The organism is Psychromonas ingrahamii 37 (genome assembly GCF_000015285.1).
In the GTDB taxonomy this organism is placed as follows: domain Bacteria; phylum Pseudomonadota; class Gammaproteobacteria; order Enterobacterales; family Psychromonadaceae; genus Psychromonas; species Psychromonas ingrahamii.
Window position 1 is genome coordinate 2,102,919 of the sequence record NC_008709.1, and the last position, 15,289, is coordinate 2,118,207.

12 protein-coding genes are annotated in these 15,289 nt (G+C 41.9%); 10 read left to right on the forward strand and 2 right to left on the reverse strand.

The genetic code is table 11. From position 1 onward, the window contains the following. Positions 1-84: 84 nt before the first annotated feature. The 6 genes from PING_RS09035 (at position 85) to corA (ending at position 5,356) form a co-directional block, all read left to right on the forward strand. Positions 85-378, forward strand: a complete 294-nt coding sequence (locus PING_RS09035; RefSeq protein WP_011770071.1) for a hypothetical protein — start codon at positions 85-87, stop codon at positions 376-378. A gap of 209 nt (positions 379-587) precedes the next feature. After that, the gene (locus PING_RS09040; protein ID WP_011770072.1) at positions 588-938 is read left to right on the forward strand and encodes a hypothetical protein; all 351 of its coding nucleotides are present in this window, start codon (positions 588-590) and stop codon (positions 936-938) included. 505 nt (positions 939-1,443) lie between these two features. After that, positions 1,444-2,091: an isochorismatase family protein gene (locus PING_RS09045; protein WP_011770073.1), complete on the forward strand. Its 648-nt coding sequence runs from the start codon at positions 1,444-1,446 to the stop codon at positions 2,089-2,091. Next, positions 2,088-3,308 carry a nicotinate phosphoribosyltransferase gene (gene pncB, locus PING_RS09050; RefSeq protein ID WP_011770074.1) on the forward strand — a complete coding sequence of 407 codons (1,221 nt, stop codon included), beginning with the start codon at positions 2,088-2,090 and terminating at the stop codon, positions 3,306-3,308. The genes PING_RS09045 and pncB overlap by 4 nt, the downstream gene beginning before the upstream one ends. Before the next feature lie 242 nt (positions 3,309-3,550). Further along, positions 3,551-4,147, forward strand: a complete 597-nt coding sequence (locus PING_RS09055; protein WP_011770075.1) for a sugar O-acetyltransferase — start codon at positions 3,551-3,553, stop codon at positions 4,145-4,147. 141 nt (positions 4,148-4,288) lie between these two features. Then, positions 4,289-5,356 (forward strand): magnesium/cobalt transporter CorA, encoded by a 1,068-nt coding sequence (corA, locus tag PING_RS09060; RefSeq protein ID WP_011770076.1) that lies wholly within the window; start codon positions 4,289-4,291, stop codon positions 5,354-5,356. 276 nt (positions 5,357-5,632) lie between these two features. Here corA and PING_RS09065 read toward each other — a convergent pair whose 3' ends face one another. Further along, entirely contained in the window at positions 5,633-8,176 is a 2,544-nt protein-coding gene (locus tag PING_RS09065) for an amino acid permease (protein WP_011770077.1), read from the reverse strand. A 508-nt stretch (positions 8,177-8,684) separates the two neighbouring features. Here PING_RS09065 and PING_RS09070 point away from each other — a divergent pair. From PING_RS09070 to PING_RS09080, 3 genes are all read left to right on the forward strand, one after another. Continuing rightward, positions 8,685-9,761 (forward strand): mechanosensitive ion channel family protein, encoded by a 1,077-nt coding sequence (locus PING_RS09070; RefSeq protein ID WP_011770078.1) that lies wholly within the window; start codon positions 8,685-8,687, stop codon positions 9,759-9,761. A gap of 271 nt (positions 9,762-10,032) precedes the next feature. Next, the gene (locus tag PING_RS09075; RefSeq protein ID WP_011770079.1) at positions 10,033-10,560 is read left to right on the forward strand and encodes a DUF4136 domain-containing protein; all 528 of its coding nucleotides are present in this window, start codon (positions 10,033-10,035) and stop codon (positions 10,558-10,560) included. Positions 10,561-10,839: 279 nt separating this feature from the next. After that, the gene (locus tag PING_RS09080; RefSeq protein WP_198134763.1) at positions 10,840-11,745 is read left to right on the forward strand and encodes a ChaN family lipoprotein; all 906 of its coding nucleotides are present in this window, start codon (positions 10,840-10,842) and stop codon (positions 11,743-11,745) included. A 749-nt stretch (positions 11,746-12,494) separates the two neighbouring features. Here PING_RS09080 and PING_RS09085 read toward each other — a convergent pair. After that, a complete protein-coding gene (locus PING_RS09085) occupies positions 12,495-13,277 on the reverse strand; it encodes a DUF2189 domain-containing protein (RefSeq protein WP_011770081.1) in 783 nt (260 codons plus the stop codon). A gap of 449 nt (positions 13,278-13,726) precedes the next feature. On the opposite strand from PING_RS09085, the gene PING_RS09090 reads away from it, so the two are divergent. Further along, positions 13,727-15,097, forward strand: a complete 1,371-nt coding sequence (locus PING_RS09090) for a class II fumarate hydratase (protein WP_011770082.1) — start codon at positions 13,727-13,729, stop codon at positions 15,095-15,097. Positions 15,098-15,289 lie beyond the last annotated feature (192 nt).

Genomic DNA, 15,289 nt, shown 5'->3' on the forward strand with positions numbered 1-15,289 from the left:
CTCGGCTGCTAAGCGCTGATTAAGTTTTTTCCTAAAGAGAAAAATTAAAAAATTATCCCCATAAATCCATCTAAGGTTTAAAAAATGCTGTTAGAAATTCAATCCACCCACGCCATGACCGCCGTTATTGGCATTCTTTTTTTTCTCTTCGCCCTGTTTGATCTGTTTGACTGGACAACGATATGTCAGCGATTCCATTTTCATCCCGTTGCTGTGCTGATCCTCAGTACAGGCCTTATACTCGAGCCCTTTACCCTTGCTATCAGTGAACAAATTGAGTTGCCGATAGTCAGTTTGCTTATCTCATTGACGCACCTTTATTTTATCGCGATAGGCATTTTTTATAATCTAAAAATACGCAGAAATAAAAGTGAATAAAACCACAATCTGTTTATTTTCAGGACTTAAATGCCAACGGTACTTTTATATTAAGTGACTGATTAAAGCTTTTCTTAAGTCACTTTTGCCGGCTATCTACCGACCCTGACACTCTCAGCTGCATTCGGGTCCTCCTAGATCGCGTTGAAGAATCTGCTGAGCAATCTAGTCAGCAGAGTCGGTATCAACTTAATACTGCCTTTTCTACAATGGAACAGAGGCAACTGGATCAGAAAATAGTGGGCATTGAGGTTGAATCAGCAGTGGTTACCTATCGGCAAACGCTGTATAGCGCATTTAAAGAAGTGGATAACGTCCTCTCTGCACGCCAGCATTATCAGTATGAGACAGCCAGGGCTGTAGAGCGCATCTACGCAAGCCAATACCGACACGGTGCAGTGAGTATTCAGACTTGGTTAGATGCCAAAGAGACACAGCGCAATGCGGAACAATCACTGCTTGTCAATCGCTATAATCAGTTCAGCACTCAAGCCACGATCTATCAAGCATTAGGGGGAAGTAACATTGCAGCGCGACTCTCAGCTGAAAAAGTGAGGTAGACTTAAAGGGTGAAACACATGAGTGGGTGGAGTGACTTAATCAGTCTCCGCTATTTTTTTCTAAAAAAGATAAATTCGACAGCCCGATTAGCGCTAAGACTAAAAAAACACGCTCTCTTTAGACAAACAAGGAGCCTCAAAGCTGCTCTATTACGCCAAATTTTATTCAAAACTAAATGATACTTTTTTCAACTATATTCAATTTTGTGCAATTTTTCGATTATCTGTCAGCGCTTAAGGCAACCCGCACACTAACAGGCAAGGGTTCGCCATACCTTAGCGCGCTTCGGAATGCACCTCTAATTTTTATTTAACGCCATTATTTGGATCTGCTCTGGTTAACTGTGTTGTCGCTGTCATCTTTTAAATTAGAATGTGTTATAACAACATAAAAACAGGTGTAATATCAATATTTACAATACGTTAAGCATAGACAGTAAAGCTTACTCTGAGATAGCCAAGTATATGTCCAGCTTTTACCGCTTTACAGTGGCAGGAGACCCCAATGATTAAAATTAATAAATCCAACACCGCCAGCTTTGATGTCGATCCGCAGCGCGGTTTCACGTCATTGTGTCCCAACGAGCTACCTATTAGTGAGGGGGAGCAGATTGCTGATCAGTTAAACGCCCAAGCACAGTTTGCAGCTTATCGTCTGGTCAGTAAGGATTGTCACCCTGCCGAAGCGCCTTGGATTGCCAACTCGACCGATGAGGTAATGACACCCGTTGCTGGAGATTATCCTAATTTGGATATCAAGTGGCCGGCGCACTGCGTGGTTGGCACTGAAGGGAATCAGCTTATTCCGGGACTGCCGGACGAGGCAGACTATGATCTGCTGGTTACAAAGGGCACTGATCCGTTTAAACACCCCTATGGCGCTTGCTATCAGGATCTTGGCGAAAGTGAAAGCACTGGAGCGATTGAATGGTTGCATAAACGGCAGATAAAAGTTGTTATTGTCGGGGGACTGGCAACCGATTATTGTGTCAAAATCACTGTACTGCAACTTTGTCTAGCCGGATTTAAAGTGATCGTTAATCTTGGCGCTTGCCGGGGAGTTGCCAGCGAGACCACTAAAAGTGCCTGTGCGGCAATGTCTGCTGCCGGGGCTGAACTGATTCAAGGCAGTGGGGAAATGGAGTTGCAATGAGTATAAAAAAGCTGGATTACTGGCTGATTGAGTCGTTGATGGATACAGATCTCTATAAAATTACTATGCTGCAGGCCTATTATCATGCGCCGGAGTTCCGCCTTGTTGATATCGAGTGGAAGTTTGCCTGTCGTAACCGCAACGGCCTTGATTTAAGCATCTTGATTCCGGAAATTTTTCGTCAGCTTGAGCATCTCTGCACACTCTCTTTCAGCGATGCCGAGCTCGACTATCTGGCTGGTTTTTCTTTTATCAAACCAGATTTTATTGAATTTCTGCGTATCTTTCGACTCGATATGCGCTTTGTGCATATCGAGGCGAAAGGTGAAGATATTAGCCTGCGCTTTAGCGGGCCATTGCTGCATGTCTCTCTGCTGGAGATTTATACACTGGCCATTATCAGTGAACTGCATACTTTTGTGAATTGTGGCGGTATTGATCTGAAGGTTGCACGGGAAAGACTGGCTGAAAAGATAGCCTATCTGAAAGCTGAGGATGATCTGTCTGGTTTTAGTTTTGCCGATTTCGGCACTCGGCGGCGAGCGAGCAAAGCCTGGCATGAAGAGGTGCTGCTGACCCTTAAAGAGCAATTACCGGCGTCTTTTTCCGGTACCAGCAGCCTGCATTTTGCACGCACCTTAGGTTTGCCTCCGATCGGTACTATGGCCCATGAATGGTTTCAAAGCTGGCAGGCAGTAACAAGACTGGCCGATGCCCAGAAAGCGGCACTTGAGGGTTGGGTACAGGAATATCGGGGTCGATTGGGGATTGCGCTGACCGACTGTTATTCAATGGACTCTTTTATTCGGGATTTTTCCGATCCCTATTTTGGTAAACTTTACGATGGTCTTCGCCACGATAGTGGTTGTCCGTTTGTGTGGGCTGAAAAGGCCATTTTGATGTATCAGCAGATGGGCATTGACCCGCTCAGTAAAACCCTGGTCTTTAGCGACGGGTTAAATTTTCCGCGTATGCTGGAAATCTGGAAGCGGTTCAAGGGGCGCGCTAAAATCTCCTTTGGTATCGGCACAAATCTGACCAATGATGTGGGTAATGTGCCACTAAATATTGTGATTAAAATGATCGCCGCTAATGGCCGACCGATAGCAAAAATATCCGATGAACCGGGAAAAAGTATGTGTGAAGATCTCGGTTATTTACAATATTTGGCCAGTCAGTATGGGATCGATCCGAGTCTGGTGAAAATTTCTCAATAGGACTGCGCTGATTTAGTTAGCAGTACAGTACCTGTCATTTTTGGCTGATTGACTATAAAACCTGCCAAAAATAGTTGACTATTATCCCCTTATTTCCTTTAGAAAGGTTTTATGGGGTTTTAACTGCGAGAATGATGTACCTGTAAGCCTGCCTAACAATAACAATCTAATTATTTTCTCCTTTCTGATTTTGCCGGGAGATTAAGCTAAATTTTAATAGAGATATTATGGGAATAATGAACATGAAAGACAAAATGCATCATCAAAAAGTATATTTTTGTGATGATCAGGCGCTCGTTTCGGAGCAAATGCAATGTTTGGAAACACTTTATGACTTTAATTTTACCCGGCCTACTGAAGTAAAAAAGAGAGAAATTCTTCTTTCCAAGTTATTTGCTGAAATAGGAGATAATTGTTATATCGAGCCACCACTCCATGCTAACTGGGGCAAGCATACACATTTAGGTGACAACGTTTATGCAAATTTTAATTTGACCTTAGTCGATGATACTCATATATATATTGGTCATTATGTAATGATTGGACCTAACGTCACCATCGCAACCGCGGGCCATCCCATTGACCCAGAACGACGGAAAAAAGCCGCGCAGTTTAATATTCCAGTCTATATTGGTAATAATGTCTGGATCGGCGCAAATTGTGTCATTTTACCGGGCGTGACTATTGGTGAGAACAGTGTCATTGGAGCCGGCAGTATAGTAACAAAAAATATCCCTGCAAACGTCATCGCCGTCGGTAATCCGTGCCGTATTCTGCGTGAAATTAATGACCGGGACAAAGAGTATTATTATAAAAATCTGAGGTTCGATGGTGAATAAAAAAGCGGCATTGACAGCGGCAGGTTATTAGCCTGTATTAATCGTTTAATCAAGGGTTAGCTAATATGCTCATAATAAAGACACTTAATGGTTTTTACTCAAATTTTGCTGCTGCTCATTGCTACTTTTTGGAGGGAATAAATGATTGAATCTTTAACTGCTCTCTCAGAAAAATCAGGTTTACCACCCGGTTCACTGATTCATATTGGTGATGTCAGGGAAACGGTCACGCAAATGACTGTAATTGACTATTGCTCAGAAAATATTAAAGAGCATAAAATTCAATCACTAGATGAAATTTTAAAATATAAGGATAGTGATACGGTCACCTGGGTTATTATCGAAGGGTTAACAAATGTTGATATTGTAGAGCAGATCGGCACCATGTTTGACATACATCAGCTGGTGCTCGAAGATATTTTAAATACGCATCAAAGGCCTAAATTTGAGGAGTATGATGACCATCTTTTCATCGTACTTAAATGTTTATTGCCTGAAAATGATCAATTCTCGGTGACCTATGAGCAGATAAGCCTGTTAGTTTTGAAGAATTTTGTTTTCGCATTTAAAGAAAAAAAAGATGAGCTTTTTCATCCCATTATACAGCGCATTCGCACCAGCAGCGGTCGATTAAGAAACCTGCAGGCAGATTATCTTACCTACACTATTCTAGATACTATTGTTGACCAGAATTTTATTCTTATCGATTCATTGGATGAAGCCATTACTTCGCTGGAAGATATATTATTAACGTCTGACCCGGTAAACAATACACTTAATACTATTCAAAAACTTAAAAGAGAAATAATAAGCATTAGAAAACATGTCTCGCCAGTGAGAGAATTAATCTCCGCAATGCTGCGCAGCGAATCGCCATTGATTGATGAAAAAACGCATATATATTTAAGGGATGTTTCTGATCATGCAATACGTGTATCAGAATCAATAGAATCATACCGAGAGATATTAACTGGCTTATTAGATATTTACATATCGAGTATCAGCAATAAAATGAATGAAACAATGAAATTCCTGACGGTTTTTGCTTCAATATTCATTCCGTTAACTTTTCTTGCGGGAATTTATGGAATGAACTTTGAATATATGCCCGAGTTAAAGTGGAAATGGGCATACCCGGCTCTTTGGGCTGTTTTTATTATCTTGCCAATAATACTATTGATCTATTTCAGAAGGAAAAAATGGTTATAACTCAATTCTGCAGTTTTTTTGTTACGGCTTTAGCATGAAATTTTACTTGCTTGAAATTCAAATAGTGACATGATTTTTAAAAAAAGAGCCTTTTTATCCACAATTTGAACCAATGAAGATATCTTATTGATATGATAAACCGAAAATTTTCGTGCCATCTTTAAAATTAAAAATTGCGGAATCGAGTATAACTGAGAGATTTAAATGGCCAAAAATCCAGATCAGCTGTCCAGTTATCTTTAATTATAATCGGGGGTAATATTTTCGGTCAGGCTCCTAGGCTCCGTCTTCATTCTCTTGCTCGGCGCTCTCATTTATGTGATATTTTTTGTGTAACTGCTCTAGTTGCCGTTTTTTTGATTCCATTTTTGCTTCGGCTTTAGTGGATCGTCGAATTGCTTGATCGAGTTGCTGGCGGCTCTTGCCTAACTTATTATAGAGCTTGGTTCGTTCTTCTTCGCTACCATGCTGACGCATTTCTAACAAATTATCTTCGATAGCCTGATTGATTGTCTGTACCTCCTCTTCGGTCTGTTTTGCATGCGCCTGTGCTGCGTTCAGCTTATCCTCGGCCTTAGCCAGTATTCCGGCAATACCTTGCTCCGGCTCCGCATCAAGATCAATTTTTTGTGCTGCGATAACCAATGCAACTAACGGCAGTACCGGCAGTAACTTGTCGACAGATAGCCCGGAACAGTCGACAATTTGATCCGCCTTAAGGGTCAGAGGCAAGAATATCAAGCTTGCATCCTGTGAATATTTTAGGATCGTCGCGCTGCTAAAATCCTCCACAATCACCGCGTCGGCATCGATTCTAATATCTTCCAGCTCTTGCTGTAAGACTGCTAGTGTGGCCTTATAATCACCACTGTGAACCGAGCTCAGTACGCGCAACTCAGATTCTAGCCAAAAGTCCGAGCGAGTCATTAGATGCGCCAGTAGCAACATCAGCGAACCACTGTTTCCTGATATATACCAGATATCAATCCGGCGCTGATCAGGTGCTTGCTGTGCTAGCTTTTGCCATTCAGGCTCTTTGGCATCCAGAACGACGAGATTATAACCAAGCCGCAGTGCGGAATGCAGATTTTTGCCAAAGCTTTTCAGCTGCAGGGTAAAAAAATGTTGCGTGTAGCTATCCAGGTAATTGAGTAGGATAGTGTTGGCTTTTAAGGGGCCAATGCCGAAGGATTGCAGTAATAATGAGCTGCCTATCTCAAGCGACGGAGCATTGATCACCAGCGGGAAAGCTTGTACGCCACTGGCAGAAATATCCTCATAGAGCTCATTTTCGGCGGATTTTTTCTGTAATGGACTCTTTTCCAGAATGTGCACTAGTGTGGTCAGGCCACTGCCCGCTTCGAGCCAGGAAGAAAATTTCAGTAGTCGTTCGCGCCTTGTTCTACTGCTGGAAAAAGCGAGGATTTGTGGCCGCCAGTCGCGCGGATGTTCTAGCTCAAGTGAAATCTGCAGAAGATGCTCCCGGACCTGCTGCAAGTGGTAGGAGCGGCGCCCGTCAGCCCAGCGGCTTTGCTTGGCGGTGCGCTGCAGATACTGATAAATGGCGAAGATCAAGGTCACCGCAAGCGCTGCCGATTCCCAGTTAATGGCTAACATAGCTAGTAAACAAACGCCCGCTCCGGCCAGACTTGCATATTTATGAAACCATTTGAAACGCGGACGGAATGAGGGACTGGCAGAACTGGCTTCAAAGTAGGTGGCGTAATTGAGCAGTCCATAGGAAATTAGAAAGAACATTGCAACGACACTGGCGATCAGATTGAGATCACCCAGACCGATTGTGAATATCGCGATAGCACCGGCCAGTAGCACGCCCCGTTGCGGATTGTTGGACGAGCCAACGCCTGTGGCAAAAGGCGTTAACAGCGGAAAAACCTTATCGGATGCTAAGGATTGTAGAATACGTGGTGCACCGAGAAAAGAAGCCATCGCGGAAGAAAGGGTGGCGGCAAAGACCCCGGCAATAATTAATACAGGTAGCCAGGCAATTCGGTTCATGGCTGAGTAATCACTGGCCAATAATTGCTGGGGTAGGCTGCCGGCAAAAAAGAGTGCAGCGGTTAAATAGACTATCAGTGAGATGCCTACCGCCATAAAAGTTCCCTTGGGTAAACTGCTACCTGGATCGCTCAGATCCCCCGACATGCTTACACCCTGAGTGAAGCCGGTCACCGCAGGGAAAAATACTGCGAACAGTACCCAGAAAGACGGCGCCTGCGGTGCCGATTGCCAGTTACCCCGCAGCAGTGCGAAGTCCCAATGTAATAAAGCACCCATAAAAAAAGAGATCAGTGCCAGACAGATAACTGCCATGACAACATACTGAAAACGGGTAGACCAATCCGCTCCTTGCCAAGCTAAAAAGAACAATCCGGCAATCGCTACAAGCGCAATGATCTGCGCTATACCATCGTTCATTGCGAACAGTCCGGCAACTACCTCGCCAAAGCCGATGCAGTAAAAACCGATCGAAACTGACTGCGCCATAAACAGCACTAGCCCTAGGGCGCCGCCAAATTCAAGCCCAAGTGTTCTGGATATCAGATAATAGTCGCCGCCGCCTCGGACTTTTAAATTGGTGGCGATGGCCGACAGAGAAATGCTGGTCAGTATGGAGATAGTGTAGGCAATAAAAATAATCAGCAGCGTCTGCTGCAAGCCCCCCGTACCGACTAAATAACCGAGCCGCAGAAAGAGAATCAGTCCGAGTATCGTTAAAATACTTGGCGTAAAGACACCGGCAAAGGTGCCTAGCTTGTGTTGAGTAGTCTTAGACGAGTTAGTAGGGGGGGTGTGCATCAATTCTTTCCTTACAGTCTGAAAACATGAATATTGTTTTCTCGGGACGTCATCACCACTGCTGTTTGTGGACTTATAAAAGCATAGTGCAATATTTTTTTAAATTTTTTCTATAGTGAACGTGTGAAAAGAGGCGACCAGATAAAAAAATACACTGAATTAAGCTTATCTGTAATATCTTGTAACCAAGCTCTAATTAAAAGGACTGACTATCTATAAAAGCTAATCAACAGTGCGGGAAATCGCTTAGATTATCTGCACTGCAGCGTATTTCGCCGTTATTATATTATAGGCGTAAACCAAAATGCGACTGTGTTCTGGAAAATAATATTTTAATCTGAATAGGGCTTTACAATAAATAAGCTAAAAAACTGTTTTTCTGATGGTCCTTTTTCTGTTGATAAAATGGCGGTGTTAATGCTGCATTTATCAACTACAATTTACCTACATTTAGACCAAAACAGGGTGCTTTTTCTTTTAAAGAACAGGCCATAAATTGAGGAAATATATGCAGTTGTCTGAACAAGTTGTCGATGTTTTTTTTGCGTCCTTACCTTCCTTGAGCATTTTTGTTTTCGCGGTGCTGAGCATAGTGGGATGCCATTGGTTTTTTCTTGCGCGGCATCCCGAACTGGGTAATGAACGAAAATTTCCCATCCAGATTTTAATCTTGGCTCTGACTATTATCTCGGTGTTGGCCGTTGTTATTGCCCTACCTATAAATGAAAGTTCTCGTAATCAGATAATGGGGTTAATTGGCATTCTCCTGTCGGGAATTATTGCGTTTTCATCAACCAATGTTATCTCAAATTTAATGTCCGGCGTTTTGCTGCGAATAACAAAACCTTTTCAAACCGGTGATTTTATACGCGTCGGTGATTTTTTTGGTCGCGTGGTAGAGCGCGGTTTATTCGACACGGAAATTCAATCGGAAAACCGGGAATTTGTCGCTTTACCTAATACATATCTTGTTAACAACCCCGTCTCTACCATTCGTAAGTCAGGCACTATTGTGTCTGCAACCTTGTCATTAGGATACGATCTGCACCATTTACAGATTGAACCTTTACTGATTAAAGCGGCAGAGAAAAGTGGACTTGATAGCCCCTTTGTTTATATTCTTGAACTTGGCAATTTTTCCATCACTTACCGAATTTCAGGGTTACTGAATGAGGTCAAAGGACTGCTTACCGCTCGTTCAAATCTATTCCGAAGTATTCTGGAAACCTTACACAGTGAAGGGATAGAAATCATGTCTCCTGCTTTTATGAATCAACGTAAAATAGATGATGGTAATAAAATTATTCCAACCTTTATACACGCGGCAGCAGACAAAAAGATTGTCGATGCGGAAGGGATAGTTTTTGATAAAGCAGAGCAGGCAGCACAGATAGAAGATGAAAAAAACGCGTTAATGGACGGCATAAAAGATTTAGAAATTAACCTAAAAAACACTTCGGATACAAACAGACCGCAGCTAATCAAGAGTATAAAAAAGAAACGAGAACGGCTTGAGGTTGTTGATCATAGAGAAGTTGAAGAAAATAGAGATAACAGTCCGGGCAGCGCAACGCAGGCTGACTAACTGCAAAGCCGGTTTTCAAATTATCCCTGTTCGGTATAAATATTTTAACCTGTTTAGCCAGACATGCTGCTTAGTCAGCCATGTTTTTGTTGGTTGCAGTGTCTGAAAATAGACAAAATAAAATAGTCGAATATACTCATTTGTATCGAACTGAGGGCTATTTCCAATACGATTTAACGCCTTGGTTTCTATTGCTACCAACCCATTGATTAAGATAGTCCTTAGCAGGTTGCTGTTAAGCAATATTTTCAAATTTACTGTTGGAGTCTTTATGCCACGTATTATTATATTCGTTTTGCTCAGTTTATCTGTGTTAGCTTGCAGCGTAAAACCAGCCACTGATTACGTAATAGGTCATGATTTTTCGCGGTATCAACATTTTGCATTTGTTGCCACCCCCAAAGATGGGGTCGTTAGTATAGACAGTTCGAGAATAGAGCATGCCCTCATTAGATCACTAAGCCAAAAAGGAATCAGTCAAACAACCAAAGAGCAAGCTGATTTATTGGTGAATTATTATATAGAAAGTGCAACTGAACTTGAATCATATGGTAGTCAGATAGGCGTTGGAATTTTCAGCGGTGGAGGTAGTATCGGCATGAGCAGTCCCATTCTTTACCGAGAACGTTATTACGGTAAGTTATTTATCGAATTCTTGAATCCAACCAGCCACTCAATTGTATGGCGTTCTGTTTCTCAAAGTCGGTTGCTTGAGACAATGGGAACGGTTAAACGTGCGGAATTTATTACTGCTCAAATTGAATTAATGCTGAGTGATTTTCCTCCAAAAGACAAATAAAAGCTCTTTTTACTTTTAAGTCCATTAAATAAGAGCGTTTGGTATAAGATAGCGATCAGCCCTGCATTTTTGATGAACAGGCAGGTAATGACTGCCATTATTCAATAGGCTCTTTATTGATCAAATGACGGTTTTAGAATTTTAAAAATTCCAGCACTAACTCGCCGGACAGTTATCAGGAGAGCACTTATTTTTTATTTTAACAAGTTATTCACCCATTATATAAGATGCAGTATTAATTTAGGCCTATTCATAATGTTATCCGGCTGCGCTTCTTTTATGGCACAAAAATCTTCAGTTTCCTCGCGGCCGACAGCAGTCACTACCTATTTTGACTATCGGATAGTCTCAGCAAACAATAAGGCCATCACCCTTCAGGATTTGTCGCGTGAGATCAAAAATGCCAACGTGGTGCTGATTGGCGAGTGGCATACTCACAGTGGTATTCATCGTTTTGAAACGGATCTGTTGCGGGCTCTGTTTGTGCAGAATCCAAATGTAACACTCTCTATGGAGCAATTTTCGCGCGACAGCCAAGAAATTGTGAATCAATACCTGGCGGGTGAAATAGGTGAAACAACATTGATAAAGCAAGCTAACACATGGCCGAACTACGAAAGTGATTATCGTCCTTTAGTTGAATTCGCAAAATTTAATAAACTTGATCTTATTGCCGGCAATGCACCTAATAATATTGTCAGTTGTATCGGTAGAGAGGGGATCGAGTATATTAATAGATTACCCGAAAAACAGCGATCCTGGCTAGCCGAGCGTATTTCCACAAAAGACAGTGCATATAAAAATCACTTTCTGGCCTCCATGCATCATGGTGATGAAATACAAAATAACCAACAATTTGCAGCGCAAATGGCCTGGGATGAGACAATGGCAGAAAGTATCGTACGCTATTTAGATGTACACCCTGACAAGCAGGTTATGCACATTGCCGGTAACTTCCATGTTGAAAATGGCCTGGGGATTGCGGCTGGCATTCTGCGCAGAGATGCTGATTTAAAGGTAGTGATAGTGACACCGGTCAGTGCTCAACGGGCGCTGGAGAAAGGCGTTGGCGACTACCGCCTGCAGGTTATACCACCCCCGCAAAAATTCGTAAAAAACGATAACAGGATAACTTATTTCAAGTCACTTTCAGTGCGTAATAATAACTTACAATGTATTCAGTAAGGGCATTATTCGTTGGACTTTATTCAAAAAACAGATTCTAGAATGATACCAAAAGCATTAAGTTTATGATCACTTTATTAATGCATTTGGGATAAAAACGTTGTTCAATAGATTGAATCAACATGACAAATTAATTAATGGAACGGGTCTATGTTATCGGTAGGGTGCGCTTCGCGCACCGCAAGCGGCGGAGATTGGGGCGCTCCCTACGGGCTGTTCTATCGCCAATATATTGCACAAGTCAGGCAATTAAATGCGATAATTTAGCCAATTTAGTATTTAAAGATTATGTACATAGAGTTAATTAGGTTAGTCGAGGATGGAATAATGTTAGGCATCAGGTAGAAGAGGTAAAAACACTCAGCCAAAGGGAGTGGGCAAATCTGCTCACTTAATTAATGCGTTTGGTATGAATGCTATTCACAAGGCAGCCCGTAAATTTATTAACGAAAATAAAATTTTTATGTTGAAAAGTTAGCGGTGAAAAAATTTTCAATACAGGCTCAGACAAGCACTGAGGACTGCGAATTCATAAATGAAAGGTATCTGCCGGCAATGTGCCACAGGTGATTATCTCTGAAATATTACAGCTGTTGGGAAAAGGGGGGGAGCCTCTGGAACGATTGGGTTGGCTAGAGGAGCTGCTTAACAGCGTTATTATTCGCTGAAAGCGTGTTGAGGGAGAATCGAGTGAATGATGCTCCTTCAACATTCGCTTATTGATTTAGCGGGAGAGGAAGTTAACAGTGTCATTCATAGATGCGTTTCTTTTTTGTTCTGATAACCGCAATATAGGCATGCCAGCTGGCAAAAGCAAGGACAGGCATAATCACGATAAAACCTACCGCAGAGGTTAAAAATCCCAGGAATACAAAAATAATCAGGATTAATCCCCATACTAGCATAGCATAAAAGTTATTTATTACTGCTCTGGTTGATGTGAAAATTGCGGTCATAATATCAACTTTACGTTCCAGCAATATTTGTGGCGTAAAGGCAGAAAGCACCATAACAGCTGCTAAGATTAATGCGCCTAATATAGTACCCAAACTTAAAAAAGCCAATAGTTCTTCAAATGTTGGATTAAGTGAATCAGGATAAAGCGCAAAAACTAGCGATGCAACGCGTAGCCAGGCTGTCATGATAAGCAGTATAATGACGGCAAATGCCCATGCGCCAACGGGATTGCGAAACATCGACTTAATACTATGAGAAAAAGAGGGCTTATGACCTTTTTCTAACTCCCAGGAGACATCATACAGCGCTGCGGCAAAGACGGGAGCAATCAAGGTAAAGGTAATGGTCATGCTTATATTGATAAGGTGGTTATCTGTTTCACTGTAAAGGTACATAATAGCAACAGGTATTAAACTGAAAATTAGGCCATAAACAAGACTAATTAACGGGGCGGCTATAAAATCTTTTGCACCCAGTGATAGCCAATGCAGAGGGGCAAAAATTTCAACTTTATTGCTTTCTATGGTGCGTGCATATTCATGGTTGTGGTCTTTATTAGTTGGACTTAACGGCATACTCTTCTCCTAGGGACAGCAGGTTGTATTCAGTTATTACTTGTATAGCACTATAATTTATTTTTGTAACGTTACGCATCACACTTTAAGTTTTATCAGGTCTAAAATTAATTAAAACATAGCTTTAGAAGAATATAGCTTTAGCTTATGCTTCTAAAGCTATGTTTTAAAGTAATACCAAAAATAAAACAGATCATTGTTTCTGAGTGATCTACTGACGCCTTATTCATTGATTTGTAAAAGAATAGACCAGTATGCTAGAAAGTATAAACAAGATTGGTGATACTGGCTTATTTTTATTCAGAATTAATGCTCGCCATCATTAATTTATTTTATTAGCGCTGTGTCGATGCATTCTTTCAATAAAATAAAAAACATCCTGTGGAGTGATGGTTTAATAAACAAAGCACTTTTTAATAACGTTTTATATTCAAGTAAGGGAGGGCACTATGAAGAATTTTAGAATCGAAAGCGACAGTCTGGGGGATATTGATGTTCCTGTGGACGCTATTTACGGACCACAAACCCAACGAGCAATAAACAACTTCCCGATCAGTGGACTAACCCTCCCCAAACGCTTTATTCAGGCATTGGCTTTACTCAAAAAATCAGCTGCACAGGCTAATTTAGAATTAGGTTTGCTCGACCAGAAGAGAGCCGAGGGTATTATCCACAGCGCAAACTTGATTGCCTCAGGCAAACATCTGGATCAGTTTCCTGTTGATGTATTTCAAACGGGCTCGGGTACCAGTACCAATATGAATATGAATGAGGTGATCGCGATGCTTGCGGGCAACACCGTCGATGCCAATGATCACGTTAATATGGGACAGAGCAGCAACGATGTTATTCCAAGTACTATCCATATTAGTGCCGCTATTGCTCTCAGTAATCACCTTTTACCTGCCTTAAAGCACTTGCATAAAACCATATCAAACAAAGCCGTTAGTGTAAGTGAACATATTAAAACCGGGCGTACTCATCTGATGGATGCTATGCCGATTAGTATGGGTCAGGAACTGTCCGGTTGGGCGGGGCAAATTGAGCAAGGCATAGAAGGACTGGAATCGGTGCGCAATCGCTTACATCGTTTAGCCCTGGGCGGCACTGCAGTGGGAACCGGCATAAATACTCATTCGGACTTTGCGCAAACTTTTTGCGCTGCGTTAACGAAAGATACTGGGCTTGAATTTGAGCCGAGTGATAATTTTTTTGCAAGTTTAGCCGGTCAAGATGTGGCTGTGGCATTGTCCGGGCAATTAAAAGTGGTTGCGGTGAGTTTAATGAAGATAGCCAATGATTTACGCTGGATGAACTCGGGCCCGTTAAGCGGCATCGGGGAAATTGAACTTGAAGCATTGCAGCCGGGGTCATCTATTATGCCGGGTAAGGTAAATCCGGTTATACCTGAAGCGGTCGCGATGGTATCTGCACAGGTGATAGGCAATGATGCAACGATAACTATTGCGGGACAATCGGGTAATTTTGAGCTTAACGTCATGTTGCCTGTGATTGCCTATAATCTTTTGGAAAGTGTAGAAATACTGGCGAATTCAGCGAGCTTGTTGGCTGATAAAGCGATCGCAGATTTTATTATCAAAACTGATAAGCTGCAACAGTCGTTGGCCCGCAATCCTATATTAGTGACCGCCCTTAACCCTATTATTGGTTATGCAAAAGCCGCTGAAATTGCCAAAAAGGCTTATCATAGTGGCCGAAATATTATTGACGTGGCAGAAGAGGAAACGGATCTCAGTCATGAGCAATTAATTAAAATTTTGGATCCTATTGCGCTAACCACAGGCGGTATTCGTACATAATTGAGTCGTTGCCGCTAAAGGATATGCTTGCTGTGTGACTTAATATTTTTGAGCAAAAAAGTTGTGTATTAAAAGTTCGTATCGCTTCAATTTCAGGGTTAATTTGTTGACCAGCACAGATTAGCCCGTAACACTTGATTCCCTGTGATAACTGTTGTAATTCTGCGCTTATTTTTTCCGTTTTTTTTGCGA

What these genes read in the sequence shown, in the direction of transcription:
- PING_RS09035 (WP_011770071.1), top strand. Translation starts at nt 85, where the DNA reads ATGCTGTTAGAAATTCAATCCACCCACGCCATGACCGCCGTTATTGGC.
- PING_RS09040 (WP_011770072.1), top strand. Translation starts at nt 588, where the DNA reads ATGGAACAGAGGCAACTGGATCAGAAAATAGTGGGCATTGAGGTTGAA.
- PING_RS09045 (WP_011770073.1), top strand. Translation starts at nt 1,444, where the DNA reads ATGATTAAAATTAATAAATCCAACACCGCCAGCTTTGATGTCGATCCG.
- pncB (WP_011770074.1), top strand. Translation starts at nt 2,088, where the DNA reads ATGAGTATAAAAAAGCTGGATTACTGGCTGATTGAGTCGTTGATGGAT.
- PING_RS09055 (WP_011770075.1), top strand. Translation starts at nt 3,551, where the DNA reads ATGAAAGACAAAATGCATCATCAAAAAGTATATTTTTGTGATGATCAG.
- corA (WP_011770076.1), top strand. Translation starts at nt 4,289, where the DNA reads ATGATTGAATCTTTAACTGCTCTCTCAGAAAAATCAGGTTTACCACCC.
- PING_RS09065 (WP_011770077.1), bottom strand. Translation starts at nt 8,176, where the DNA reads ATGCACACCCCCCCTACTAACTCGTCTAAGACTACTCAACACAAGCTA.
- PING_RS09070 (WP_011770078.1), top strand. Translation starts at nt 8,685, where the DNA reads ATGCAGTTGTCTGAACAAGTTGTCGATGTTTTTTTTGCGTCCTTACCT.
- PING_RS09075 (WP_011770079.1), top strand. Translation starts at nt 10,033, where the DNA reads ATGCCACGTATTATTATATTCGTTTTGCTCAGTTTATCTGTGTTAGCT.
- PING_RS09080 (WP_198134763.1), top strand. Translation starts at nt 10,840, where the DNA reads ATGGCACAAAAATCTTCAGTTTCCTCGCGGCCGACAGCAGTCACTACC.
- PING_RS09085 (WP_011770081.1), bottom strand. Translation starts at nt 13,277, where the DNA reads ATGCCGTTAAGTCCAACTAATAAAGACCACAACCATGAATATGCACGC.
- PING_RS09090 (WP_011770082.1), top strand. Translation starts at nt 13,727, where the DNA reads ATGAAGAATTTTAGAATCGAAAGCGACAGTCTGGGGGATATTGATGTT.